This is a genomic window from Sphingomonas sp. AP4-R1, assembly GCF_013113735.1.
Classification (GTDB): domain Bacteria; phylum Pseudomonadota; class Alphaproteobacteria; order Sphingomonadales; family Sphingomonadaceae; genus Sphingomonas_I.
Window position 1 is genome coordinate 109,511 of sequence record NZ_CP053346.1, and the last position, 24,252, is coordinate 133,762.

General features: G+C 67.0%; 24 protein-coding genes and 1 tRNA gene. 16 read left to right on the forward strand and 9 right to left on the reverse strand.

Annotated elements, in window-relative coordinates:
• The first annotated feature begins 132 nt into the window (after positions 1-132).
• The gene (locus HL653_RS00430; protein WP_171742755.1) at positions 133-1,539 is read left to right on the forward strand and encodes a short-chain fatty acyl-CoA regulator family protein; all 1,407 of its coding nucleotides are present in this window, start codon (positions 133-135) and stop codon (positions 1,537-1,539) included.
• A gap of 131 nt (positions 1,540-1,670) precedes the next feature.
• Here the strand turns inward: HL653_RS00430 and secF are convergent, their stop codons facing one another.
• The 5 genes from secF to HL653_RS00455 form a co-directional block, all read right to left on the reverse strand.
• Positions 1,671-2,630, reverse strand: a complete 960-nt coding sequence (gene secF / locus HL653_RS00435) for a protein translocase subunit SecF (protein WP_171742756.1) — start codon at positions 2,628-2,630, stop codon at positions 1,671-1,673.
• 109 nt (positions 2,631-2,739) lie between these two features.
• Positions 2,740-4,338 (reverse strand): protein translocase subunit SecD, encoded by a 1,599-nt coding sequence (gene secD / locus HL653_RS00440; protein ID WP_171742757.1) that lies wholly within the window; start codon positions 4,336-4,338, stop codon positions 2,740-2,742.
• Between the two features lie 16 nt (positions 4,339-4,354).
• The gene (yajC, locus tag HL653_RS00445) at positions 4,355-4,696 is read right to left on the reverse strand and encodes a preprotein translocase subunit YajC (RefSeq protein ID WP_171742758.1); all 342 of its coding nucleotides are present in this window, start codon (positions 4,694-4,696) and stop codon (positions 4,355-4,357) included.
• Positions 4,697-4,974: 278 nt separating this feature from the next.
• On the reverse strand, positions 4,975-5,808 hold the full coding sequence (locus tag HL653_RS00450; protein ID WP_171742759.1) for a caspase family protein: 834 nt from the start codon (positions 5,806-5,808) through the stop codon (positions 4,975-4,977).
• Positions 5,798-6,841, reverse strand: a complete 1,044-nt coding sequence (locus HL653_RS00455) for a hypothetical protein (protein ID WP_171742760.1) — start codon at positions 6,839-6,841, stop codon at positions 5,798-5,800. The genes HL653_RS00450 and HL653_RS00455 overlap by 11 nt, the downstream gene beginning before the upstream one ends.
• Positions 6,842-7,054: 213 nt before the next feature.
• Here HL653_RS00455 and HL653_RS00460 point away from each other — a divergent pair.
• The 5 genes from HL653_RS00460 to HL653_RS00480 all read left to right on the forward strand — a co-directional run bounded on the left by HL653_RS00460 (position 7,055) and on the right by HL653_RS00480 (position 10,753).
• Positions 7,055-7,131: transfer RNA gene (locus HL653_RS00460), tRNA-Pro, on the forward strand.
• Between the two features lie 120 nt (positions 7,132-7,251).
• Positions 7,252-7,695, forward strand: coding sequence for a response regulator (locus HL653_RS00465; protein WP_171742761.1), 444 nt, complete (start codon positions 7,252-7,254; stop codon positions 7,693-7,695).
• A gap of 96 nt (positions 7,696-7,791) precedes the next feature.
• Entirely contained in the window at positions 7,792-8,334 is a 543-nt protein-coding gene (locus tag HL653_RS00470) for a sigma-70 family RNA polymerase sigma factor (protein WP_171742762.1), read from the forward strand.
• Between the two features lie 5 nt (positions 8,335-8,339).
• On the forward strand, positions 8,340-9,113 hold the full coding sequence (locus HL653_RS00475) for an anti-sigma factor (RefSeq protein WP_171742763.1): 774 nt from the start codon (positions 8,340-8,342) through the stop codon (positions 9,111-9,113).
• Positions 9,113-10,753, forward strand: a complete 1,641-nt coding sequence (locus HL653_RS00480; RefSeq protein ID WP_171742764.1) for an FAD-dependent oxidoreductase — start codon at positions 9,113-9,115, stop codon at positions 10,751-10,753. The genes HL653_RS00475 and HL653_RS00480 overlap by 1 nt, the downstream gene beginning before the upstream one ends.
• 50 nt (positions 10,754-10,803) lie before the next feature.
• Here the strand turns inward: HL653_RS00480 and HL653_RS00485 are convergent, their stop codons facing one another.
• Entirely contained in the window at positions 10,804-11,244 is a 441-nt protein-coding gene (locus tag HL653_RS00485) for an HIT family protein (RefSeq protein WP_171742765.1), read from the reverse strand.
• A 361-nt stretch (positions 11,245-11,605) separates the two neighbouring features.
• On the opposite strand from HL653_RS00485, the gene HL653_RS00490 reads away from it, so the two are divergent.
• From HL653_RS00490 to HL653_RS00510, 5 genes are all read left to right on the forward strand, one after another.
• The gene (locus HL653_RS00490; RefSeq protein WP_171742766.1) at positions 11,606-12,382 is read left to right on the forward strand and encodes an NTP transferase domain-containing protein; all 777 of its coding nucleotides are present in this window, start codon (positions 11,606-11,608) and stop codon (positions 12,380-12,382) included.
• Between the two features lie 119 nt (positions 12,383-12,501).
• Positions 12,502-12,984, forward strand: a complete 483-nt coding sequence (locus tag HL653_RS00495; protein WP_171742767.1) for a PaaI family thioesterase — start codon at positions 12,502-12,504, stop codon at positions 12,982-12,984.
• Entirely contained in the window at positions 12,981-13,412 is a 432-nt protein-coding gene (locus tag HL653_RS00500; protein ID WP_367613581.1) for a PaaI family thioesterase, read from the forward strand. The genes HL653_RS00495 and HL653_RS00500 overlap by 4 nt, the downstream gene beginning before the upstream one ends.
• Positions 13,412-13,813 carry an EVE domain-containing protein gene (locus HL653_RS00505; protein WP_171746691.1) on the forward strand — a complete coding sequence of 134 codons (402 nt, stop codon included), beginning with the start codon at positions 13,412-13,414 and terminating at the stop codon, positions 13,811-13,813. Before HL653_RS00500 ends, HL653_RS00505 begins: the two co-directional genes overlap by 1 nt.
• A gap of 119 nt (positions 13,814-13,932) precedes the next feature.
• Complete coding sequence (locus HL653_RS00510; protein WP_171742768.1) at positions 13,933-15,639, forward strand: beta-xylosidase; 1,707 nt, start codon at positions 13,933-13,935, stop codon at positions 15,637-15,639.
• 574 nt (positions 15,640-16,213) lie between these two features.
• On the opposite strand, the gene typA is transcribed toward HL653_RS00510, so the two are convergent.
• Entirely contained in the window at positions 16,214-18,049 is a 1,836-nt protein-coding gene (gene typA, locus HL653_RS00515; protein ID WP_171742769.1) for a translational GTPase TypA, read from the reverse strand.
• A gap of 245 nt (positions 18,050-18,294) precedes the next feature.
• On the opposite strand from typA, the gene HL653_RS00520 reads away from it, so the two are divergent.
• From HL653_RS00520 to HL653_RS00530, 3 genes are all read left to right on the forward strand, one after another.
• On the forward strand, positions 18,295-18,855 hold the full coding sequence (locus tag HL653_RS00520) for a PEPxxWA-CTERM sorting domain-containing protein (RefSeq protein ID WP_253717400.1): 561 nt from the start codon (positions 18,295-18,297) through the stop codon (positions 18,853-18,855).
• Between the two features lie 68 nt (positions 18,856-18,923).
• Positions 18,924-19,544 carry a flavodoxin family protein gene (locus HL653_RS00525; RefSeq protein WP_171742770.1) on the forward strand — a complete coding sequence of 207 codons (621 nt, stop codon included), beginning with the start codon at positions 18,924-18,926 and terminating at the stop codon, positions 19,542-19,544.
• Positions 19,545-19,596: 52 nt separating this feature from the next.
• The gene (locus HL653_RS00530) at positions 19,597-21,012 is read left to right on the forward strand and encodes a hypothetical protein (protein WP_171742771.1); all 1,416 of its coding nucleotides are present in this window, start codon (positions 19,597-19,599) and stop codon (positions 21,010-21,012) included.
• 104 nt (positions 21,013-21,116) lie between these two features.
• On the opposite strand, the gene HL653_RS00535 is transcribed toward HL653_RS00530, so the two are convergent.
• Positions 21,117-21,533 carry an EF-hand domain-containing protein gene (locus HL653_RS00535; protein WP_171742772.1) on the reverse strand — a complete coding sequence of 139 codons (417 nt, stop codon included), beginning with the start codon at positions 21,531-21,533 and terminating at the stop codon, positions 21,117-21,119.
• Positions 21,534-21,883: 350 nt separating this feature from the next.
• Positions 21,884-22,048, reverse strand: a complete 165-nt coding sequence (locus HL653_RS00540; RefSeq protein ID WP_171742773.1) for a hypothetical protein — start codon at positions 22,046-22,048, stop codon at positions 21,884-21,886.
• 264 nt (positions 22,049-22,312) lie between these two features.
• On the opposite strand from HL653_RS00540, the gene HL653_RS00545 reads away from it, so the two are divergent.
• Together HL653_RS00545 and HL653_RS00550 are read left to right on the forward strand one after the other, a co-directional pair.
• Positions 22,313-23,524 carry a toxic anion resistance protein gene (locus HL653_RS00545; RefSeq protein WP_171742774.1) on the forward strand — a complete coding sequence of 404 codons (1,212 nt, stop codon included), beginning with the start codon at positions 22,313-22,315 and terminating at the stop codon, positions 23,522-23,524.
• Between the two features lie 20 nt (positions 23,525-23,544).
• Positions 23,545-24,249 carry a hypothetical protein gene (locus HL653_RS00550; protein ID WP_171742775.1) on the forward strand — a complete coding sequence of 235 codons (705 nt, stop codon included), beginning with the start codon at positions 23,545-23,547 and terminating at the stop codon, positions 24,247-24,249.
• The last annotated feature ends 3 nt before the right edge of the window (positions 24,250-24,252 follow it).

Here is a 24,252-nt window from a genome sequence, read left to right on the forward strand (position 1 = left end):
CCTGCCTTGGCAGGCAGTCGAAGGGCTCGATCCCTGAGGGTTCTCGACAAGCTCGAACCAAACGGACGGAGGGCGAGGGAAAGCAGTCACACCCCGACTTGAGTCACACGTCACATCGTGACACATTCGGCCATGGCCGCGCCGCTCGATCGCAAGCTCTATCTCGGCCCGCGCCTGCGCGTGCTGCGCCGCGAACTCGGCATCAACCAGACGCAGATGGCCGAGGAGCTGGGCGTCAGCCCCTCCTATCTCAACCATCTCGAACGCAACCAGCGCCCGCTCACCGCGCAGATGCTCGTCCGCCTCGCCAACACCTACGACATCGACATGCGCGATTTCGTCGCGGGCGGGGGCGAGGCGGCGGCGGGCGATCTCCACGCGGCCTTCGCCGACGGCCTCGTCCGCGATCTCGGCATCCCGCGCCAGGAACTGAACGAACTGGCCGACGCCCATCCCGGCGTGGCCGAGGGGATCGGCCGCCTCTTCCGCGCGCTCACCGATCTGCGCCGGCTCCCGGAGGCGCTCGACCGCATCGCCCCCGCCGCCACCGCGTCACCCGTCGAATGGCTGCGCGATCATTTCCAGCAGCGCCGCAACCATCTAGCCGAGCTGGACGCCGCCGCCGAGGCGATCGCCGCCGATCTCCCCGACGATCCCGCCTCGCTCTACCATGCTCTGAAAACGCGGCTGGCCGACACGCACCGCATCGGCGTCTGGATCGTGCCCGCCAGCGTGATGCCGCAGGCGCTGCGCCATTACGACCTCCACCGCCGCCGCCTGATGATCGCGGATCGTCTGACCGCCCCCTCGCGCCTGTTCGCGCTCGCTTACCAGCTCTGCCTGATCGAGCTGGAGCCCCTGATCCTCGAACAGGTCGAGCGCGCCGCCCCCGCCGATACGGAAGCCCGCACGCTCGCGAAAATTGCCTTCGCCAATTATGCCGGCGCCGCTCTGCTGATGCCTTATGCCCGCTTCGTCGCCGCGGCCGAGGAAAGTCGCTACGATTGCGGCTGGCTCGCCGCGCGCTTCGGCGTGTCGTTCGAGCAGCTCGCGCACCGCCTCACCTCGCTGGACCGCAGCGGCACGCGTGGCATCCCTTTCTTCCTGCTGCGTATGGACGCGGCCGGACAGGTCTCGCGGCTCGTATTGACCGAGGCCTATCCCTTCGCGCGCCACGGCGGGGTCTGCCCTCGCTGGAACGGCACGACGGCGCTGCGGGCGCCGGGCGAGATGGTGGCCGATCTGGTCGAAAGCCCGGACGGCGGCCGCACGCTGATCCTGGCGCAGGCTCGCGCGCCCGAGGCATTGCGCGGCGCTGTATCGCCCCGGATCGTCGCGATAGGTTGTGACGCGCGCCATATGGAGGCGATCGTCCACGCCGATCCGCTCCGCGCCCACGCCGCCACCACGATCGGCCCCGCCTGCGCCTTCTGCGAGCGCCCCGATTGCCCCGATCGCGCGATGCCCCCGGTCACGCGCTCGCTCACGCCCAGCCAGCACCAGCGCCCGATCGCGCCCTATCCGTTCCGGCGGACCTGATAAGCTCGCAGAAAAGTCGGTGCCACCGCCCATCCGTTCGTGCTGAGCGAAGTCGAAGCACGGGCTTTACGGGTAGCGCTCGCAGCACGTTCTTCGACTTCGCTGCGCTCGCAATGACGAAGGGCTGGTGTTTAGCTGATCCGTTCGGCGCGGCTCGCCGGGCCCTTCTTGGGCGCGGCGGCGAAGGGCTGCGGCTTCAGCCCCAGCGAAATGAGCAGCGAACTGGACACGTAGATCGAGCTGTAGGTGCCGACCACCACGCCCAGCATCATCGCCGCCGTGAAGCCGCGCAGCACCGGGCCACCGAAGATCAGCATCGCGCCCAGCGCCAGCAGGATCGTCACCGAGGTCATCACGGTGCGCGGCAGCGTCTCGTTGACCGAAAGGTCGATCAAAGCGCGCATGTCCATCTGGCGGTACTTGCGCATATTCTCGCGGATGCGATCGTCGATCACGATCTTGTCGTTGATCGAATAGCCGATGATCGTGAGCACGGCCGCCACGATGTTCAGATCGAACTCCAGCTGCGTCAGCGCGAAGAAGCCGAGCGTGACGAGCAGATCGTGCGCGATCGCGACGAAGGTGGAGACGCCGAACTGCCATTCGTAGCGGAACCACGAAAACAGCGCGATGCCGAACACGGCGAGGAACACGGCCAGCATGCCGTTGCGGATCAGTTCGCCCGAAACCTTGCCGGACACGGTCTCGGCGCGGTTGAAGCTCACGCCCGGATAGCGCTTGGCCAGATCGTCCTCGACGGCGCGGACGATCTTGTTCGTCGCGCCCTCGTCGGCCGAGGTCGGCATCGGCAAGCGGATCGAGACGGTGTCGGCGGCGCCGAACTGCTGGAGCGCAGCCTCGCCGACGCCCACCCGGTCCACTTCGCCGCGCAGCTGATCCAGCACGGGCGGCTGCTTGAAATGCGCCTCGATCATCACGCCGCCGACGAAATCGACGCCGAGGTTGAGCCCGCGCAGCCCCACCAGAGCGGCGGCCGCGACCGTCAGCAGGATCGTCAGCCCGAACGCCCAGTGGCGCAGGCGCACGAAGCCGATATTGGTGTTGTCCGGGACAAGCTTCAGAAGGCGCATCAGAACTTACCTCGTGCCGCCGCACCCCGGCGAAAGCCGGAGTCCAGGGCTTCACGCGCTGCGCTCGCAGCTCTGGATTCCGGCGTGCGCCGGAATACGGATCGGCCGATCATATCGTGATCTCCGTTGGCCGCGCCTTGCGGAGCCACAGGGCCACCAGCATGCGCGTGAACAGCACGGCGGTGAAGACCGAGGTGCAGATGCCGATCAGCAGCACCACCGCGAAGCCCTTCACCGGGCCGGAACCAAGGCCCAGCATGATCAGGCCCGAAATGGCATGGACCGTATTGGCCTCGAAGATCGTGCGGCTGGCTTCCTTGTAGCCCAGCTCCACCGACTGGACGACGTTGCGCCCGCGCCGGCGCTCCTCGCGGATGCGCTCGTTGATCAGCACGTTGGCGTCCACCGCCGTACCGATCGTCAGCACGAAGCCGGCGATGCCCGGCAGCGTCAGCGTCGCGTTCAGGATCGCCATCACCGCGAGGATGATAAAGATGTTCAGCACCACGGCGAGGTTCGCATAGACGCCGAAGCGACCATAGGTGACGAGCATGAACACGATCACCGCAACCGAGGCGATGATCGAGGCGACGACGCCCGCATGGATCGAATCGGCGCCCAGCTGTGCGCCGACCGTCCGCTCCTCGATCACCTTCAGCGCGACCGGCAGCTTGCCGGAACGCAGCGCGATCGCGAGCTGGTTGGCGCTGTCGACGGTGAAATTGCCGCTGATCTGCGCGTTGCCGCCCAGGATCGGTTCGTTGATGTTCGGCGCGGACAGCACGGATCCGTCGAGGATCATCGCGAACGGCTTGCCCGTATTCTCCTGCGTCACGCGCGCGAACTTGCGCCCGCCCTCGCTGTTGAACTTGATCGAGACGACCGACTGCTGATTCTGGTCGTTCGCCACCTGCGCGTCGATCAGATCGTCGCCCGAGATGATCACGCGGCGCTGCACCGCGATCAGCGGCGCGCCGCCCGGATTGCCCGGATAGGGCACGATCTGGCTGCCCGGCGGCGCGCGGTTGGCGGCAACGGCGGCGGGATCGGCGGTCAGATCGACCAGCTTGAATTCCAGCTTCGCGGTCTTGCCCAGCAGCGCCTTCAGGCCCGCCGGATCGGCCAGACCCGGCACCTGCACCAGGATGCGATCCTTGCCTTCGCGCACGATCGTCGGCTCGCGCGTGCCGAGTTCGTCGATGCGCTTGCGGACCACTTCGGTCGCGGTCTGCATCGCTTTGTCGACCGCGTCGTCCAGGCCGGCCTGCGTCTGCGTCATCACGATGCGGGTCGAATCGACCACCGCCACGTTCCAGTCGCGCTGGCCCGTCACGCCCACCGCAGACGTCTGCTGCCGCGCACGCTCCACCGCCGCATCCAGCTGCGCGATGTCGCGCACGAAGAAGGAGATGCGGCCGTTCGCCGTGGAAATGTCGCCGATGCCGATCTTGGTGTCGCCGCGCCGCATCTCGGTGCGGATCGTGTCTTCCATCTTCGCCAGATTCTGCTTGGCGAGATCGGCGGTATCCGCCTCCAGCTTCAGGTGGCTGCCACCCGAAAGATCGAGGCCCAGATTGATGCGCGGCATCCCACCGAGGCCGAGGCCCCGTGCGGTCGATTCGGGCATGAGGCTGGGAAGGGCGAGGAATACGCCCACGGCCAGGACGAGGATGATCCCCCAGACCTTCCAGCGCGGAAAATCGAGCACGGCGCGTCTGTCCCGGTCAGTCGTTGGCGGGCTTGGAGCCCGAGCGGACGTCGGACAAGGTCGACTTGAGCGCACGCACCTTCACGTTCGGGCCCAGCTCCAGCTCCACTTCGTCGCCGTCCACCTTCACGACCTTGCCGATCAGGCCGCCGCCGGTGACGACGATGTCGCCCTTCTTGGCGCTGTCGATCAGGTTGCGCTGCTCCTTCATCCGCTTCTGCTGCGGACGGATGAGCAGGATGTAGAAGATGCCGAAGATCAGGATCAGCGGCGCCATCTGGATCAGCAGCGGCAGGAAACCGCCGCTGCCCTGGGCGGCGCCACCGGCGGACTGGGCATAAGCAGGGGATGCGAACATGAAGGTTTCTCGAGCGTCCCGGGATGAAGCGCGGCCCGAAGAGGGCAAACTGCGCCATGAAGAAGGCGCGCGCCTATCACGATCGGCCGTTCTGGCGCAATGGCTCGTGCCTTCGGCGCGTCATGCGGGAAAGGCTCCCCCTTCCCCGTTCGTTCTGAGCGAAGTCGAAGAAGGTGCTGCGAACGGCACCCCCCGCGGCCCGTCCTTCGACTTCGCTCAGGACGAACGGGGAGATAGGACGCTGGCTATCCAGGCCAGCCTCTCATGAATGCGGCCCCTCAAGGCACGGGGAAAGACGGCATCCCCGCAATATAGACGGCGCGGGCCAGATCGCCCTGCCGCCAGGGCGATTGCGCCCCCTCCGTCGCGCGCTGCACCGCCACCGCCGTTCGCCGGAGCGTGACGTCCAGCGACTGGCGCCGCACGATCTCCGCGGCGAAGGCATGGGCGAAGGGGCTCCCCGCGCCCGCCGGACCGTCCAGCGCGACATTGCCCGGCTCGGTCGAAAACAGGATCACCGTGGAAAGCCCGGTCAGTTCACCCAGTTGGGCGAGGCCCTGCCCCGATGCCGCCACCTGCGCCATCGATATGCCCACCGCCGCGCGCGAGGCGATCGTCTGTTCCCCGATCGCCGCATTCTTCTGGAAGGGATTGTTGCGGCAGGCGTCGATCACGAACAGCGAGGATCCGGCTTTGCTGCTGATCTGCTGCACGATCGCATCGACGGACAGCAAGGTCTTGCCGTCCCCGGCGAGGAAGTAATTGATGCCGCCCACCTGCAGCCCGTGGCCCGCATAATAGACCAGGGCGATATCGCTCTTGCCCAGGCTGCCGACGAAGCGGTCGAGCGCCTCGGACCAGTGCGCGGCATCGGGATCCTCCACCAGCGCGATCTGGCGGATCCCGGCGCGGGTCAGCGCCAGCGCGATCTCCCGCCCGTCCACCACCGGATTGGCGAGGCGGAGCGAGGGGGAGGCGGCCGTCTGATAGCTGCCGGTCACGATCAGCGCCTTCACCTCGGCCGCCGCACGTTCGGCCGGCGCCAGCACCGCCAGCACCGCCAGCATCAGCAGCAGGAACGGCAACAGGAAAGGGCGCAGGCTAGAGCGCAACCGAGACCCCCAGGTTGAAGCCGTGATTCACGCGCGGATCGGAGATTGTCCGCGCCCCCGACAGCGGAAAATAGAAGACGCCGCGATAGCGCGCATCCAGCCCCAGCCGATCATTGAGGCGCAGCGAATAGCCGACGGCCATATCCGGCCCGGCCGACCATTCGCCCGGCGCCTTGGTCTGCGCCTCGACCTGATCGCCGCTCTCCACGAAGGTGAGCTTCAGCGTGCGCGCCTGCACCGGCAGGCGGCTCACATGCAGCATGCCGTTGACATAAAAGGAGTGTCCGCCGCCGATCGGTGCGAAGGCCGCGCCGCCGCCGCGCAGGCTGTAGACGGTGGTGGTGCCCCGGCTCGTCGCCGCGAAGCGCGAGACGGAGAGGCCGGGATCGAGCGCCGGATCGCCCGACAGCGCGCGGATCAGGTTGGCGCCGTTCTGCGTCGCCTCGAACTCGCCGCCGGCGACGAGATGCTCGCGCACCCGCTCGATCCGCGCCCCGCCCGTCAGCGAGAAATTCTCGGTCAGCCGGCGCTGCGCGCTCAGTTCCACGTCCAGCCGGCGCAGCCGGATCCGTCCCTGCGTGCTGGAAACGAGCAGGTCCTGCGCCGTCACCCCCGCCACCGTCAGCCGCTGCGTACTGGTGCTGAGCACGCGCACATCGCCATGCGTGGAGCCGTAGAGCCCGGTCAGCGTCAGCTGGGTGCGATCGTCGACGGGAACGGTGACGGAGGCGCCGCCCATCGCGAAGAAGGTCTGGTTGCCACCGGAGATCAGGCGCGTGTCGCCGATCGATATGCCCGCGCCGTTGCCGAACAGCGCCCGCAGCGTCTGCCCGATATCGTCCAGCCGATCGGTCGCGCCGCGATCCCCGATCGCCTCGGCGCTGCTCTGCCGCTGGACGCTATTGTCGAAATAGCCGGAAAAACGCGGCGTCACGCTGATCCGCGCGACGGCGGGCGGAGCCCAGCAGAGAAGCACGCCGATCGCGCCTGCCACCCATCGTATCCGCTTGCCCGCCAGCACAAAGGCCCCCACCGCCGTTTCCCGCCGCAGCTAGCCGAAAATCATTAACCAAATGCCCCCCCCCCATCCTCGGTCGCGAACCGCGCCCCGGAACGGGCCGCGCGACGCACCTGGAGCGGCTCCTTCAGCCCGCGATCGGACACCTCATGCCGGCAAAAGTATGCGCCTCTCACACCACGCCGCTTGCCAAGCCCGGCGGCTGCCACTAGGGGGCTCGGCCTTGGTCGGGGCGTAGCGCAGCCTGGTAGCGCATCAGACTGGGGGTCTGGGGGTCGCAGGTTCGAATCCTGTCGCCCCGACCAGAACGACCCCGCTCCCAGGAGCGGGTCTTCCTTTCCTCCCCCAGAGCATCTTCAACGCATTATTCACCATGCCCTCTTTATGGGGGAGCATAGGGCCAATGCGGCTCGAGTGAGTGTGCGATGAACATGTTGCGTGTGCTGGTGGTCGACGATTCGCTGACGATTCGGGCGGCGCTGGAAGAAATTCTGCAGAAGGGCGGCCGGTGCCGCGTGGTCGGCAGCGCCTCCAGCGTCGAGGAAGCGCGCGTGATGATCCCCGCGCTGCAGCCCGACGTGATCACGCTCGACCTCGCGCTTCCCGGCGAGGACGGAATGAGCTTCCTCGACGAGATTTCGGCGCCGCTTCATGCGCCCGCCGTCGTCGTCTCCTCCGCCACCGGCCCCGGCACCGAGAAGAGCGCCGAGGCGCTGAAGCGAGGCGCCGCCGCCTGCTTCGACAAATCCCGCCTGATCGCCGAGGGCCATCGGCTGCTCCGCGCCGTGCAGCTTGCCGCGCTCGATCATCTGCGCGCGCGCGTCGCCGGGCTGGAGCGCGAGCTGAAGCTGAACGGCGTGCGCGTTTGAGCTTGCGCCTCGCGGCGTAGGAGGCATCGGTCCGCTTCCCGTCGGAAAAAATCCTCCTTTCCGGGAATAAATCCGCCGCCGCGACGTAAGCTGGTCATGTCCCCGCCGTCCGAAAAGTCCGTCACCGATCAATTGCCGGTGCTGCTGCGCTTCGCCCGCGCACTGACGCGTGACGAGCATGACGCGGAAGATCTGGTGCATGACGCGCTGACCGCGGCTTATGCCCGACGCGCGCAATTCCGGCAGGGCATGCCCCTGCTGCCCTGGCTGTTCGGCATCGTCCGCCACCGCTTCATCGATGGCTGGCGCGCCGCGCGCCGCCGCGATCAGGCGATCGTCGATCTCGCACAGCTGAGCCCGACCGAAGCCCCGCCCTCGCAGGAAGCCGCCTTCCGTCTCGCCGAGATCGGCCGCCTGCTGGAAGCGATGCCGGCCGAACAGCGCGAGGCGCTGCACCTCGTCGTGGTGGAGGGTCTTTCCTATCAGGAAGCGGCTTCCGTGCTGGACGTGCCGATCGGCACCCTGATGTCCCGCATCTCCCGCGCCCGCCTCCACCTGCGCGCGGCCGAACAGGGCACCGGAAACAAGATCGGGGCAGAGCCCATCGCCCGCCCCCGCCTCCGCATGATCAAGGAGTAGGAGTCATGACCGGACATCCGATCACCGAAACCGATCTTCAGGCCTATGTGGACGATCAGCTGGACGCGGCCGGCCGGCTGGAAGTGGCCGACTATCTCGTCCGCCATCCCGAGGCCGCCGCCCGCATCCTCTCCGATCTGCGCGCGGCCGAGGCGATGCGCTGCCTGGCGCGCGACGGCGCCGCTCTGCCCTCCGCCCGTCTGATCCAGGCCGCGACGCAGTTGGACGGCGCGTTCAGGCGCAATCGCCGTGTCATGCGGCTGCGTTGGGCGGCCTCGATCGCGGTCGCCCTGGCGTCGCTCGCCGGTGTGAACGCCTATCATAACGGGCGCGCACCCAGCCTCTCCACGCCCGCCCGCGCCTCCACCCCCATCTATGTGGAGGAAGCGATGATGTCGCATCGCACCGCGCTGATGCGGCGGCAGATGCGCTCGCAGGTGGAAACGCCGCACCTCGATGCGAACGACATCCGGGCCGCCACGCGCATCCGCGTGCCGCGCTTCCCCGATGGCTGGCGCCTGCTCGACGTGCAGCTCTTTCCTTCGGATTACGGGCCGAGCCTCCAGGTCGTGATGGACGGCAAGCAGCAGGCGCCGCTTTTCCTGTTCGCCGCCGTCGGCACATCCGAACTCTCCCGCACACCCGTCATGCGGATGTCGGACGGCACCCCGATCGCCTGCTGGGCGCGCGACGGGATGATCTACGTGCTCAGCGGCGGACGATCGGCGCAGGCGCTCAAGGACGCCGCCCTCGATCTCGCCGACAACAAGGAAGCCTGATGCTCATCGATCTCGCGGAGGCCGATGGCTCCCTTCTGGTGTCCACCGAGATTTGCTTGATCGGCGCGGGCGTGGCGGGCATCACGATGGCGCGGCAATTGCTCGGCCAGGGCCATCAGGTCACTCTGCTGGAAGCGGGCGGGATCGATTATGATCGGGCCACCGCCGCGCTGGGCGCCGGCATGAATATCGGCCGCGATTATTATCCGCTCGAGGATTCGCGCCTGCGCTTCTTCGGCGGCACCACCGCCATCTGGGGCGGCCGCTGCGCCACGCTGGACCCGATCGATCTGGAGAAGCGCGCTTATGTGCCGCATTCGGGCTGGCCGATCGGCTGGCGCGAGCTGGAAGCCTATTACCGCAAGGCCCGCCCTCTGTTCGGGCTGGCCGAGAACGGGGCTTCGGTCGGAGCGATGGCCGCCACCGGTCTCGATGTGCCCCCCTTCGATCCCGATCGCATCGCGACACCGGTCTGGCAGTTCGATCAGGCGTTCGATCGCTTCTCCTTCGCCGCCGCGCGCGATCTGGTCGATCATCCGCGCTGCCGGATCGTCACCCACGCGAACGTCACCGACATCGCGCTGCAGACGGATGGCAAGGCCGTGCGCGAGATCGTGGCGCAGAGCCTCAACCGCCGCCGGATCACGATCCGTCCGCAGGCGGTCGTGCTGGCGGCGGGCGGGATCGAGAATGCGCGGCTGCTGCTCGCCTCGCGCTCCGTCATGCGCCGGGGCGTCGGCAACGGTCATGATCAGGTCGGCCGCTATTTCATGGAGCATCCGCACGCGCGCGGCGGCCATGTCGTCACCCGCCAGGCTTGGCAGTTCCTGAAGCTGTTCGGCCGCCGCCACCGGATCGGCGCGGGCGAGATGGCCGCCCTGATCGCCCCCGGCGAAGCGCTGCAGCGACGCGAGGGCATCCTCAACACCTCGCTCACGCTCGTCGCGCGCCAGCCCGAGCTTGCGCGCCAGTTCGTCGGCATGAAGGTCTATGGCGGGCTCAAGCACGGCCTGCCGCCCAATCGCGCCGGGCGCAGCCTGTGGATGGGCACCAAGAAGGTCGCCGCCTGGGCGCAGCGCACGATCGATCCCGCGCGCCCCTGGCTGCTCCACAAATTGGGTCAGGTGGAGCTCGCCTTGCTGGTCCGCGCCGAGCAGGCGCCGAATCCCGACAGCCGCATCCTGCTGGGCGAGACGCGCGACGCGCTCGGCATGCCGCGCGCCGTGCTCGACTGGCGTCTGTCGGAGATCGACAAGACGAGCGTCTCCGTGCTGGTCGATACGCTGGGCGACGAACTCCGTCGCCTCGGCCTCGGCCGGGTCGAGCGGTCCGGCTGGCTCGATGATCCCGATCGGCTCTGGCACACCGATCCGCTCGTCTCCGCGCATCCGATCGGCGGCTATCACCACATGGGCACCACCCGCATGTCGGAGGATCCCCGGCACGGCGTCGTCGATCGCGACGGACGCGTGCACGGCGTGGCCAATCTCCACGTCGTCGGTTCGTCCACGTTCCCCACCGGCGGCTGGGCCAATCCGACGCTGACGATCGCGGCGCTCGCGCTCCGCACCGCGGAGCGGCTGTCGGCGCGGATCAGGCGTCCCCAATCCTCGCTGCGGGCGCAAACCGTGGCGGCATGATCACACCGGAGCGTCGATGCCGCCGGCGCGGTTGCGCGGGAGTGCTTCCGTCACCAGCTAGCGGAAAGCCAGTCGCGCAGGATCTTCACCTGATCGGCATCGAGCGGTTTCGCGCCGGCGAGCTCCGGCTGCTTCGGCCATCCCCGGTCACCGATCGCGATGCCCGCATGACTGCGCTCGCCCTCATAGCGGGGCAAAACGTGGAAATGGACATGCGGATCGACCATCATCAGCATCAGATAGTTGATCCTGGCGGGCTGGATCGTCGCGGCCAGCATCGCCTCGATCCGCGCAATCGCCACCCCCATGTCGGCAAAGGCCTCGGGCGACAGCGCGCCGAATGCGGTTTCGGAGCTCTTCGCCGCGAGGATCATGCTGCCCAAAGTCGGCTGCTCGGGGCGCAGCAGCACCATCCAGTGCGCCGTCTCGGCGATCCGCGTGGCGGGATAGCCGAAGCGCAGGATCGTTGGGTTCGGACCTTCGTCGTCCATGTCGAAAACACTCCGCGAGCCGGGAAAGAGTCCTCTGTCTTCGCCGGGAGGGCACGCGCGGTCCACCCGGGAAAAATGGCCGATCCGGTCAAATCATCCCCCAATCCGGGCGACAGATCGTTGCTGTTCCGTTATTCCGGCGTTCATGAAGCCGGGGCTCCTTCCGACGATGCGATCGCCCATTCGGCCGGCCACGGCGCGCACGCGCCGCCCGTTCCACGGTCCACCGCTGTGCGCGAGCCGGGGGGCACGAGATCGTCGTCGTCATCGGATCGCCCCACGGGCGGGTTACGATGGCGTGTCTCCGTCTTACCCCCTGAAACCCGCCGCCGCTCCGTCTTTCTCCCCAAGGATAACGTCCATGTCTTTCACGCCTGAGCACACGCGCGCGATCATCCTCGCCGCGGGCCGTGGCTCCCGCCTTGGCGACGTGACCAAGGATCGGCCGAAATGCCTGCTCGAATTCGGCGGCCGCCCGCTGATCGACTGGCAGCTGAGCGCGCTCGCGGCCAATGGCGTGACGGACGTGATCGTGATCGTCGGTTTCGGTGCCAAGCGCGTCGCCCATTATCTGGGTGAGCATTGGCCGTCGGTGCGGCTGCTCCACAATCCCTTCTACGACGTGTCGGACAATCTCGCCTCGCTGTGGCTCGCGCGCGAGGAGATGGTGGGCGACATGATCGTCCTGAACGGCGACACGCTCGTATCGACGGCGCTGGTCGAGCGCGTGCTGAAGGGCGCGGAAGCCCCCATCACGGTCACGATCGATCGCAAGCCCGCTTATGACGCGGACGACATGAAGGTGCGGCTGGACGGCACGCGCCTGCTCGCGATCGGCAAGACGCTCTCGCCCGATCACGCCCACGCCGAATCGATCGGCATGCTGCTGTTCCGCGAGGCCGGCACCTTCCTGTTCCGCCAGGCGATCGAGGAGGCGATGTTCGATCCCGCCACGGTGCGCCGCTGGTTCCTCAGCATCATCGACAGCCTGGCGTCGCGCGCCGAGATCCGCGTGATCTCGATCGAGGGTCTGGGCTGGGGCGAGGTCGATTTCCCGGCGGATATCGTCGCGGGCGAGCTGCTCGTGACGGGCTGGCTCAACGCCGCCGATCCCTCCCGAGACAGCCTCAGCGCCTGACCCCAAGACCTTCGTCATTGCGAGCCGGACAGAACGATCCCGCTTTAGCCCGCCCTGGACGCGACGAGCCCCCGCACCGCGCTTGTCCTCCCATCCCCGCTTCCATATGCGGGTGCTGGATGAGTGATGCCCTTACGCCTTTCGATCCGCTCGGCCTGCTCGGCCGCCACCGCTCCGGCCATATGGTCGCGCTGGGCGCCCAATATGTCGCGCATGGGGATGATTGGTGCGAATTGGCGCTGCCTTATGACCGCCGCCTGATCTCCGATCTCGCCACCGGGACGCTCGCCTCCGGCCCGATCGTCTCGCTGATGGACTCGGCCGCCGGCATGGCCGTCTGGCTGAAGTGCGGCCAGTTGGAGCCGACGGTGACGCTCGATCTGCGCGTCGACTATCTCCGCCCCGCGCGCCCCGGCCGGCGCGTGATCGGCCGCTGCCATTGCTACCGCCTCACGCGCCGCGTCGCCTTCATCGAAGGTATGGCGCACGACGGCGATCCCGATCGCCCCGTCGCCCGCGTCGCCGGCAGCTTTCTCCGGCTCGACGACGCATCGCAGACCGATGGCGGCGGCGCGCACCCGAAGCTGGAGGCGCAGCTGTGAGCGACGTGCAGCTCCTGCCCTACGCCGATTTCCTCGGCATTACCGTCGTCAGCCAGGACGGCGGCTCGCCTTTGCTCGCCATGCCCTATTCGGAAGGGCTGAACGGCATGCCCGGCCGCCTCCACGGCGGCGCCATCGCCGGCCTGCTGGAAATCGCCGCCATCGCCGCGATCGATGCCACGCTGGAAGAACCCGACGATCCCCGCCAGCGCTTCAAGCCGATCAACGTCACGGTCGATTATATGCGCCCCGGCCGCCCGGTGGAGACGTTCGCGCGCGGCGTCGCCGTTCGCGTCGGATCGCGCATCGGCAGCGTCCATGTCGAGGCGTGGCAGGAAAGCCCGGACAAGCCGATCGCGGCCGCCCGCATGAAATTGCTCATCGCCCAGAAAATCGAAGATCAGACGGAAAAGCAGGAAGAGAAATGATGCGGTATTGGCTGCTCCGCTCGGAGCCCGACGCCTATAGCTGGGACGATCTGATCCGCGACGGCGCCACCGAATGGAATGGCGTTCGCAACTACACCGCGCGCAACTTCCTGAAGGAGATGCAGCCCGGTGATCGCGCGATCTTCTACCACTCCAACACGCAGAAGGCCGCCGTCGGCGTGATGGAGATCACCCGTGCCTGGCAGCCCGACGGCGACGACGGCAAATGGGCGAGCGTGGCGGTGAAGCCGCTGGAGGCGCTCGCCAAACCCGTCCCGCTGGAGGCGATCAAGGCCGAGCCCCGCCTGAAGGCGCTGGAGATGCTCCGCCAGTCGCGCCTGAGCGTGACCCCCGTGCGCGACGACGAATGGGCGGTGTTGCTGGAGATGGGCGCCGCCTGACCGGAGGGACTCCGCACACCAGCTCGACGCCATCGGGGCCGGCGCCGAAATATCTCGTCACTTGGCTGCCCCACAATTTGTCGTATAAATCCGCTCATATCGAAGTGAGAGGGTGAGACATGGCAGGAAAGTCCGGTTTTTGCGGCGCGCTGACGCTGCTCGGCGGGCTGCTCGCCTCGACCGCGAGCCTCGCACAGGCTCCGGCATCCGGCCCCTCCATCCCCGTCACGATGACGGTGGATGCCGGCAAGCCGCTCGGTCCGCTCAAGCCGATCTGGCGCTTCTTCGGCGCGGACGAGCCCAATTACGCGACCATGAAGGACGGGCGTAAGCTGCTCGATCATCTCGGCAAATTGCGCCCGGAGCAGGTCTATTTCCGCGCGCACAATCTGCTCAACACGGGCGACGGCACCGCCGCCTTCAAATGGGGCAGCACCGACATCTACAAGGAGGATGCGGCCGGCAAGCCGATTTACGACTGGACGATCGCGGATCACATCATCGACACGTATCGCGCGCGCGGCATCCACCCCTATCTCCAGCTCGGCTTCATGCCGGAGGCGCTGTCGTCGGCGCCCAAGAGCACGCCCTACCAGCATAATTGGCGCCCCGGCTTCTCCTACAAGTTGATCGAGGGCGGCTGGAATGCGCCGCCCAAGGATTACGGCAGGTGGGCCGAACTGATCTACCAGTGGACCCGCCACAATATCGAGCGTTACGGCCGCGACGAGGTCGCCCGCTGGTATTTCGAGGTGTGGAACGAGCCGAACGGCGAATCCTACTGGAAGGGCACGCCCGAGGAATTCCAGAAGATGCACGATTATGCGGTGGACGCCGTCCGTCGCGCTTTGCCCGAAGCGAAAGTCGGCGGACCCGACGCGGCCGGCACCGGCGGCGCGTTCATGGACGCGTTCATGGCGCATCTCGCGCGCGGCACCAATTATGCCACCGGCAAGATCGGCACGCCGACCGATTTCCTCGCCTTCCACGCCAAGGGCCAGCCCAGCTTCGTCGATGGCCATGTCCGCATGGGCATCGCCACGCATCTGCGCGGCGTGAACAACGGCTTCGCCAAGATCGCCGCCGTGCCCGAGATGGCGCACAAGGCGATCGTGATCGGCGAGAGCGATCCGGAGGGCTGCGCCGCCTGCCCCGGCCCGCAAAACGCCTATCGCAACGGCACCATGTATTCCAGCTACACGGTGGCGAGCTTCGCGCGCATCTGGGATCTGGCCGACACCAACAAGGTCAATCTGGATGGCGCGCTCACCTGGTCCTTCACGTTCGAGGATCAGCCCTGGTTCGCCGGCTATCGCCAGTTGGCCACCAACGGCATCGATCTGCCGGTGATGAACGTGTTCCGCCTGTTCGCGATGATGGGCGAGACGCGGATCGGCGCCACCAGCAGCGGCGAAGTCCCGCTCGCCGCGATCATGGCCGATGGCGTCCGCGCCGCGCCCGACGTGGGCGTGGTGGCGACGAAGGCGGCGGACGGCACGGTCGCGATCCTCGTCTGGAACTATCACGACGATGACGTCGCCGGCCCGGACGCCGCGATCCACCTCGATCTGGCCGGGCTGGGCGCGGGCGGCACCCGCACGATCACCGAATGGCGCGTCGACAAGACCCACGCCGACGCCTTCTCGGCATGGGCGGCGATGGGCTCGCCTCAGTCGCCCGACGAGAAGCAATATGCGGTGCTGGAAAAGGCCTCGGAGATGGCGCCCACCGTCCGCCCGACGTCGCTCGCGGTACGCAGCGGCAAGGCCGGGCTCGACGTCACCGTGCCGAGGCAGGGCGTGATGCTGCTGACGGTGGCGCGCTAGTCTCTCTCACCCGTCATTCCCGCGAACGCGGGAACCCAGTCCCGCCGCTCCATCTAGGTTCCCGCGTTCGCGGGAATGACGAAGGAAAGGACAGCCCGCTTTAGCCCCAGTCGCGGACAGTACCGACAACTCGTTATCCTGAGCCTATGAGCATATTGCCGGTCTGTCTCGGGATTCTGCTGGTCTGGAACGCGACTTATTGCGCGTGGAAAATCACCACAGACTTTCGCCAAAACGGCCTTGTTAGCGGCGTGCTGGGAATTTTCGCGTTGGCCGGGTCGGCTTCGTTATTGGCGATCGGCCTGCGCGTCTCCCTTCACGGCAGTTAACAACAGTTGCGGCCGCACGCCTTCCCCTCCCTGGAAGGGAGGGGATTGAGGGGTGGGTGGACCCGCTTGCGGCCACATGGCCCGCCTATAGCGACCCACCCCCAGCCCCTCCCTTTCAGGGAGGGGAGCGTAGCCGTATCGGCCCCCAGAGCCTGGCATCCTCTCGCTAGAAAACACCCCCAAAACGAAACCGGGCGCCGTCTCTTGCGAGAGGGCGCCCGGCCTTCAGTCTCTGGCGTTAAGCCTTACGCCGCCTTGGAGCGGCTCATGCGCTTGCGCTCGTTCGGATCGAGGTAGCGCTTGCGCAGGCGGATGTTCTTCGGCGTCACTTCGACGAGTTCATCGTCGTCGATGTAGGCGATGGCCTGCTCCAGCGTCATCCGCTTCGGCGGGGTCAGGCGGACGGCGTCGTCCTTGCCGCCCGAGGCGCGGAAATTGGTCAGCTGCTTCGCCTTCATCGGATTGACCTCGAGGTCGTCCGTCTTGGCATTCTCGCCGATGATCATGCCCTCATACAGGGCCTCGCCATGGCCGACGAACAGGATGCCGCGCTCTTCGAGCGGCCCCAGCGCATAAGCCTGCGCCTCGCCGGCGCCGTTCGAGATCAGCACGCCATTCTTGCGGCCCTCGATATTGCCCTTGTGGGGGCCATATTTCTCGAACAGCCGGTTCATGATGCCCGTGCCGCGCGTGTCGGACAGGAATTCGCCATGATAGCCGATCAGGCCGCGCGAGGGCGCGGAGAAGGTGATGCGGGTCTTGCCGCCGCCGGACGGGCGCATGTCGGTCATCTCGGCCTTGCGGAGGTTCATCTTCTCCACGACCGTGCCCGAATGCTCTTCGTCCACGTCGATCACGACGGTTTCGTAGGGCTCGGTCTTCTTACCGGCCTCATCCTCGCCGAACAGCACGCGCGGGCGGCTGATCGAAAGCTCGAAGCCTTCGCGGCGCATCGTCTCGATCAGGACGCCCAGCTGAAGCTCGCCGCGGCCGGCGACCTCGAAGCTGTCCTTGTCGGCGCTCTCGGTCACCTTGATCGCCACGTTCGATTCGGCCTCGCGGGCGAGGCGGTCGCGGATCATGCGGCTCGTCACCTTGGTGCCCTCGCGGCCCGCCATCGGCGAATCGTTCACGGCGAAGCGCATCGAGAGCGTCGGCGGATCGATCGGCTGCGACTTGATCGGCTCGGACACGGAGGTGTCGGCGATCGTGTGCGCCACGGTCGCCTCGGTCAGGCCCGCGATCGAGATGATGTCGCCCGCCTGCGCCTCGTCGGTCGGCACGCGCTCCAGCCCGCGGAAGGCGAGGATCTTGGAGGCGCGACCCGCCTCGATCACCTTGCCGTCGATATCCAGCGCGTGGATCGCCTGGTTGGTCTTCACCACGCCCGAATAGATGCGGCCCGTCAGGATGCGGCCGAGGAAGTTGTCGCGATCCAGCAGGGTCACGAGGAACTTGAACGGGCCGTCCGGATCGGCGGTCGGCTCAGGGATATGATCCACGATCTTCTGGAAGAGCGGGATCAGCGTGCCCTCGCGCAGCGTGGGATCCTCGTTCGCATAGCCGTTGCGGCCCGATGCGTAGAGGACGGGGAAATCGAGCTGCTCGTCGGTCGCCTCAAGGCTCACGAACAGGTCGAACACCTCGTCCAGAACTTCCTGGATGCGCTCGTCCGGACGATCGACCTTGTTGACCACCACGATCGGGCGCAGGCCCAGCTTCAGCGCCTTGCCAGTCACGAACTTCGTCTGCGGCATCGCGCCCTCGGACGAATCCACCAGCAGGATCACGCCGTCGACCATCGAGAGGATGCGCTCCACCTCGCCGCCGAAATCGGCGTGGCCGGGCGTATCGACGATGTTGATGCGCGTCTTCACGCCGTCCGGCGCTTCCCACTCCACCGACGTCGGCTTGGCGAGAATGGTGATCCCGCGCTCCTTTTCGAGATCGTTGGAGTCCATCGCCCGCTCCTCGATCCGCTGATTGTCGCGGAAGGTGCCGGACTGACGGAAGAGCTGGTCAACCAGGGTCGTTTTGCCATGATCGACGTGCGCGATGATGGCCACGTTGCGAAGGCGCATGGTGGTCTTTCGTGTTTTGTTTGTCAGGTTCGCACGCGCCCTTAGCCCAACTGCCGCGATGCAACAAGGCATGCGCTTCCACGGACCCGGAGCATCCCGCACGGAGCAGCGCCGATCCATACTGACACGTCGTTAATCATGTTGACTTCACGCTCCGAAAGGCATCTTCTTTGGACTGCCTTTTGGATTGCCTGGTGCTGATGCTTTGGGGGGAGGCTCGAATGATGGCGACAGTTCGATGTTCCGTGGTTGCGGCAGCCCTGGCGGCCATTGCGGTCCCGGCTTCGGCCGCCACTTTCACCGTGGATGGCGACACGAGTTCGGGCGCTACCTATCATCGCCCATTGTCCGATTTTGGTCCGCCCACCCAATTGTCCAGAGTCGGCACGGCCGTTCGCTACGCCAGCCTCTCCTTTTCGGTGAGCGCGCCCGGCGACTATGATTTCATGATGACGTCCACCACGCCAGACTTCGATCCGGTGCTCACGCTGTATCAGTTCAGCTTCGATCCCGCGAACGCGCTGACGAACGCGCTCCTCACCAATGACGATCTGGTGGCAGGCAATCTGACGCAGGCCGGCTTTACGCATCTGCTGTCGGCCGGCATCGCTTACGTGGTCGTGATGACGGGTTTCGAGAATTCGGATTCCGGCACCTTCACGTTCACGATCGACGGCCCAGGCACGGTCAGCGCGGATTTGCCGGCAGCCCCCGAACCCGCGACCTGGGCGATGTTCATCGGCGGCTTCGGCCTGATCGGCGGAGCGATGCGCCGTCGCCGGCGGGTCTCCGTCCGCTTCGGCTGAGGCCGGCACCGCGCGGAACCAACGCCGCAGCCCATCCGCTGACGGACCTCCCCCCGGAGATCCGCCCCATGCCGCTCACCGCCATCGCTCTCAACGCCACGCTCAAGCCCTCGAACGGCAAGCCTTCGTCCACCGACCGCCTGATCGGAGAGATTGCGGCGGCGTTGAAGGCGGAGGGCGTGGAGACGGTCGAGACGATCCGATTGGCCGATCACGACATCAAGCCCGGCGTCAGCTCGGACGAGGGCGCGGGCGATGCCTGGCCGGCGCTTCGCACGCGCATCCTCGCGGCTGACATCCTCATCCTCGGCACGCCGATCTGGATGGGCCAGCCATCGAGCGTCTCGAAGCGCGTGCTGGAGCGGATGGACGTCTTCTTCTCCGAGGTGGACGACAAGGGCCGCACCCCGGCCTACGGCAAGGTCGCCGTCGTCGCCGTCGTCGGCAATGAGGATGGCGCGCACCACGTCTCCGCCGAGCTGTTCCAGGCGCTGAACGATGTCGGCTACACCTTGCCCGCCGCCGCCGTCACCTATTGGGTGGGCGAGGCGATGGGCGACGTCGATTATGTCGACCTGAAAGAAACCCCGAGCAAGATCGACCAGACCACCAAGATGCTCGCACGCAATGCCGCGCATCTGGCAGGCCTGCTCTCGGGCAAAATCTACCCCGGCCTCGACCGGAGCTGATCGCGCACCACCCTCCCCTTGACCTGCCGCGTCGCCTGTCGGAGGCCGGCGCATGACCATCGGCCGGGAAGTCCCGAAAATTCATGGCAAGGCGGGCACGCTCGCCCTGCCGCTCGCCGCGCTCGCGTTCGCGGCCCTCACCGCCTGCGCTTACTGGCCCGGCCTGATGACGTGGGATCCGGTGCGCCAATATGGCGAGGCGATTTCGGGCGAGATCGACGATTGGCATCCGCCGATGATGCAGTGGGTGTGGCGCCAGCTGATCCCGCTCCACCCCGGCCCGATGCCGATGCTGGTGCTGCAGTTGTCGCTCTACTGGGGCGGCTTCCTGCTTCTGGCCGGCGCGATACGGGCGCGCGGGCGACCGCACCTCGGCTGGGCCCTGCTCGCCTGCGGGCTGTGGCCGTTCGGGCTCGCGCTGACGGGCATGATCCTCAAGGATTGCCTGATGGCGGGCGCCCTGCTCGTCGCCACCGGCCTGCTCGCGTGGCGACAGGATCGGGGCGGCGGGGCGGGCGCGATCGTCGCGGCGGCGTTCCTGTTCTTCGCCGCCACGCTGCGCTTCAATGCCTTCGCCGCCTGCCTGCCTTTGCTGATCGCGCTCCTGCCGCAGGCGTGGCGGGCGAGCTGGCCACGCCTCCTCCTCTCCACCCTCGTCGGCGCCGTGCTGCTGCTCGCCGCGATGCCGCTCGCCAATCGTCTGATCGGTGCGGAGAAGAGCGATGTCGAGCTGTCGCTCGTCATCTTCGATCTGGCCGGGATCACCGAGCATGGCGGCGGCAACGTCTTTCCGGCGGCGCTCGCCATGCCGGATGCGATCGCGATCAATCACCGTTGCTACCGGCCGGACAAATGGGACAGCTATTCGGACTGGGTCGATCCCGAATGCCCGCTCGGCTTCTCGGCATGGGGCGAGAAGGTCGATGACAGGATCGTCCGCCCTTATCCCACGCTGGCACGCGCGATCCTCGCCCACCCGCTCGCCTGGGCCGAACATCGGCTGACCCATTTCGCGATCAACACGCGGATCCTGCCGCTGCCCGATACGATCGAGCGCCCCATACCGCATGAGACGGCGCCCAACGACTGGGGCTTCCACATCACGCCGAACGCCGCGACGCGCGCGCTGGACGCCCTCGCTCTGGCGCTCGCGCATACCCCGCTCGGCTGGCCGATCGTCTGGATCGCCCTCGCGCTCGGCATGACCATCGCGAGCGCCGGCCTGCCGTCCTCGCGCCTGATCCTGCCGATCGCGCTTTCCGGCTTCCTCTATGGAATGGGCTATCTGGTGTTCAGCGTGGCGAGCGAACTCCGCTACCACCTGTGGACCGCCCTCGCCGCCCTGATCGCCATGGTGCTGGCGCTGGCCGAACCGGAAATACGGCGCAGCCGCCGGCTCGTCTGGGCCTTCACGCCCGCTGCGCTTGCCGTGGCGGCGGGACTGATCGCGCGTTCCGCCGCAGGCTAAAAAAGATCATCTTCCCCAAAAAGCGTCATTGCGGGCTCAGGCTTCGCTGCGCTCGCAATGACGCCACTTCAATCCCGTTGCAGGCGATGCGCCCGGCGATCGACTTACCGCCGCCGGCCGCCCATGCCCATCTGCGCCATGCCCGCGCGGAATTCGTCCTCGCTCAGCGTCCCGTCATGATTGGTGTCCATCGCCGCGAACCGCGATTCCGCGCTGGCCGCCACTTCCGCCGCCGTCGCCTTGCCGTCGCCGTCCGTGTCCATCGTCTTGAACAACGCATCGACGCGCTCGGCCGGGGGTGCCTCGCCCATCCGCGCCGTCAGCTGCGCGGTCAGTTCTTCCTTGGTGACGACGCCGTCATGGTCGGCGTCCATCATATCGAACCGCTGCTTCTGCATCGCCACATAGGCGTCATGCGTCACCGGCCCCATCGGCCCCCGCTGCGCCAGAGCGGGCGCGCCAGACAGCATGGGCGCCAGCAATGCCGCCAGTGCCGTGCCCGTAACCATCATCGTCTTCATGCCGTGGCTCCCATTGTCTGCGGCAGCCTCCACCATAGCGACCTTGCCGGCATGCCTCAGCGCTGAAATAATCCGAATTTCGCGAGGACGTTATCGCGGTCGTCAGGCGCCCGGCACCATGATGTTCATGAACAGCAGCGCAGCCTCGATCGCCACGCCGCCGAAGATCGCCATTTCCATCGCCAGACCGAAGATACGCATGTCGTTGCTCCCTGATGTGATGGGAGCCTTCTGGCCCGAGAAACCCACCGTGCTTTCTCACACCTGCACGGCGAAAATTCTTCGCTGACATATGATGTCGATGCGCTCGCATGCCGGTGCGAACAGCTCGCAATCAGGCGGCGCGCCGATCAGTGGCGCGCAGCGAACACCAGCACCGCAACCGTGAAGATCAGCAACGCGGCCGCGCCCAGCGCGCACCACAGTTCGGACAGCCAGATCCGCAGGCGCGCCCGCTCCAGCGAGCCATAAGCGCGGCCCCGTCGCAGCATCCGCCGATCATCGGTTGCGCGCATCGGTCGGCGCGCCCGGATCAGGCGGGGGTCGCACGGCGCAGCGCGCTTCAGGAAGGGAAGGATGTCGAAACTCCAGCCACATCGGGCGGAGCGGGAATTAGGCGGACCCGGCATAAGGAAACGAGAGCGAATGCGGTCCCGCCCCGTGAAGATCGCATAAGGATCGCCGGCCAGCGACATCCGCAGTCCTCATCGGAAGTGTTGCACTTGCACCATACAGCGCGAACGTCCATTTTGCGGGACGAACGAACGGAGCTTTCGCGCATGGCCACTACAGCGACCGAGACCGAGACGGATCTGGTGCTGACTCCTCCCACGCCCGTGCAGGCGATCGCGCCCGCCAAGGCGGCCGGGCTCGTGCCGCTGCAGGACGAGCAGAAGACGCAGCTCGATGCGAAGGCCGAGGGCTTCGTGGAGGAGCTGGCCGCGCTCGACGCCAATTCGCCCGAATTCGGCAAGAAGGTGGATCAGATCACCAATATGGGCCGGCGCGAGATCGCCGAGGCGGCGGGCCAGTCCAACCGCTTCCTCGATCGCCCCGTCCGCGCGATGGATGGCGAAAGCGGCGTCGGCGCCGATCTGGCCGAGCTGCGCCGCACGATCGAGGATCTGGATCCGGGCAAGAAGGGCAATCTGCTCGCCCCGCGCAAATTGTTCGGTGTGATCCCGTTCGGCGGCAAGCTCCGCAATTATTTCGACAGCTACAAGTCCGCGCAGGGCCACATCTCCTCGATCCTCGCCAGCCTCGCCTCGGGCAAGGACGAGCTGATCAAGGACAATGCCGCGATCGATGTGGAGCGGCAGAACATGTGGGCCGCGATGCAGCGGCTGGAGCAGATGATCCATGTCGCCAAGGCGCTGGACGAAAAGCTCGAGGGCAAGGCGCTCGATCTGGAGGCGACCGATCCTGCCAAGGCCAAGGCGATCCGCGAGAGCGCGCTCTTCTACGTGCGCCAGCGCGCGCAGGATCTGCTGACCCAGATGGCGGTGACGGTGCAGGGCTATCTCGCGCTCGATCTGGTCAAGAAGAACAATGTCGAGCTGGTGAAGGGCGTCGATCGGGCGTCCACCACCACCGTCTCGGCGCTTCGCACCGCCGTCACGGTGGCGCAGGCCTTGACCAACCAGAAGCTCGTCCTCCAGCAGATCACGCAGCTGAACACCACCACCGCCAACATCATCGATTCCACCGGCGAACTGCTCCGCAGCCAGACCGGCGAGATCCACAAGCAGGCCGCCGCCTCCACCATTCCTCTCGAGACGCTGCAGCGTGCCTTCCAGAATATCTACGACACGATGGATTCGATCGATCGCTTCAAGCTGGAGGCGCTCGATTCGATGAAGACGACGGTGACCAGCCTGACCAGCGAGGTCGAGAAATCGCGCGGCTATATCGCGCGCGCCGAGGGTGCCGCGCAGGCGCGCTTGACGAGTGCGGGTGCCACGCCCGAAGATCCCTTCAAGCCCGTCGGCTGAAGGCAGGAACGAAAGCACACATGCCCGATCCCCAACGCGTGGTGGCCGATGCCGAGGCGCTGCTGCGCCGCGTCTCCGACGAAGGCCGGGAGCAGGCCCGGCGCGAGCGCCGCAAGCGCAACGCCGCCGCGTTTCGCACGGCGCGCCGCCTCGCCGTCGCCACCTTTGCCGTTTTCCTCGCCGCGATCGTCTGGGCGATGGCGATCGGGCCGATCGGAATCACCGGCTTCACCGGCGCTCTGGTGGCGCTGGTGGCGGCCTGGTCGATCATCCTGTTTTCCTCGCGCAGCATCGTCGAGACGCCCGAGCGCCTGGTGCAGAGCGATCTCGCCCGCCTCGCGCCGCGCACCGAGACCTGGCTGCAGGCGCAGCGCCCGCTGCTGCCCCCGCCCGCCGCGCGCCTGATCGACGGCATCGGCGTGAAGCTGGAGGTTCTCACGCCCCAGCTCGCCAGCCTCGATCCGAACGAGCCCGCCGCCGCCGGCATCCGCAAACTGCTGGCCGAAGAACTGCCCGAGCTGATCCAGGGCTATGCACGCGTGCCCTTGTCGCTCCGCAAGGCGCGCAACGGCATCGGTCCCGACGTCCAGCTGATCCAGGGCCTCAGCGCCGTCGACGAGGAACTGGCGCGCATGAGCGAGGATCTGGCCGCGGGCGATCTCCACAAGCTGGCCACGCAAGGGCGCTATCTGGAGCTGAAGTACAAGGACGAGACGGGCGGCTGAGCC

Excerpts from the sequence above, each read along its gene's own strand:
- secF (WP_171742756.1), bottom strand. The coding sequence starts at position 2,630 with ATGCGCCTTCTGAAGCTTGTCCCGGACAACACCAATATCGGCTTCGTG.
- HL653_RS00495 (WP_171742767.1), top strand. The coding sequence starts at position 12,502 with ATGAGTGATGCCCTTACGCCTTTCGATCCGCTCGGCCTGCTCGGCCGC.
- HL653_RS00485 (WP_171742765.1), bottom strand. The coding sequence starts at position 11,244 with ATGGACGACGAAGGTCCGAACCCAACGATCCTGCGCTTCGGCTATCCC.
- HL653_RS00535 (WP_171742772.1), bottom strand. The coding sequence starts at position 21,533 with ATGAAGACGATGATGGTTACGGGCACGGCACTGGCGGCATTGCTGGCG.
- HL653_RS00490 (WP_171742766.1), top strand. The coding sequence starts at position 11,606 with ATGTCTTTCACGCCTGAGCACACGCGCGCGATCATCCTCGCCGCGGGC.
- HL653_RS00510 (WP_171742768.1), top strand. The coding sequence starts at position 13,933 with ATGGCAGGAAAGTCCGGTTTTTGCGGCGCGCTGACGCTGCTCGGCGGG.
- HL653_RS00480 (WP_171742764.1), top strand. The coding sequence starts at position 9,113 with ATGCTCATCGATCTCGCGGAGGCCGATGGCTCCCTTCTGGTGTCCACC.
- HL653_RS00530 (WP_171742771.1), top strand. The coding sequence starts at position 19,597 with ATGACCATCGGCCGGGAAGTCCCGAAAATTCATGGCAAGGCGGGCACG.
- yajC (WP_171742758.1), bottom strand. The coding sequence starts at position 4,696 with ATGTTCGCATCCCCTGCTTATGCCCAGTCCGCCGGTGGCGCCGCCCAG.
- typA (WP_171742769.1), bottom strand. The coding sequence starts at position 18,049 with ATGCGCCTTCGCAACGTGGCCATCATCGCGCACGTCGATCATGGCAAA.
- HL653_RS00545 (WP_171742774.1), top strand. The coding sequence starts at position 22,313 with ATGGCCACTACAGCGACCGAGACCGAGACGGATCTGGTGCTGACTCCT.
- HL653_RS00430 (WP_171742755.1), top strand. The coding sequence starts at position 133 with ATGGCCGCGCCGCTCGATCGCAAGCTCTATCTCGGCCCGCGCCTGCGC.
- HL653_RS00540 (WP_171742773.1), bottom strand. The coding sequence starts at position 22,048 with ATGCGCGCAACCGATGATCGGCGGATGCTGCGACGGGGCCGCGCTTAT.
- HL653_RS00505 (WP_171746691.1), top strand. The coding sequence starts at position 13,412 with ATGCGGTATTGGCTGCTCCGCTCGGAGCCCGACGCCTATAGCTGGGAC.
- HL653_RS00465 (WP_171742761.1), top strand. The coding sequence starts at position 7,252 with ATGAACATGTTGCGTGTGCTGGTGGTCGACGATTCGCTGACGATTCGG.
- HL653_RS00470 (WP_171742762.1), top strand. The coding sequence starts at position 7,792 with ATGTCCCCGCCGTCCGAAAAGTCCGTCACCGATCAATTGCCGGTGCTG.
- HL653_RS00475 (WP_171742763.1), top strand. The coding sequence starts at position 8,340 with ATGACCGGACATCCGATCACCGAAACCGATCTTCAGGCCTATGTGGAC.
- HL653_RS00550 (WP_171742775.1), top strand. The coding sequence starts at position 23,545 with ATGCCCGATCCCCAACGCGTGGTGGCCGATGCCGAGGCGCTGCTGCGC.
- HL653_RS00525 (WP_171742770.1), top strand. The coding sequence starts at position 18,924 with ATGCCGCTCACCGCCATCGCTCTCAACGCCACGCTCAAGCCCTCGAAC.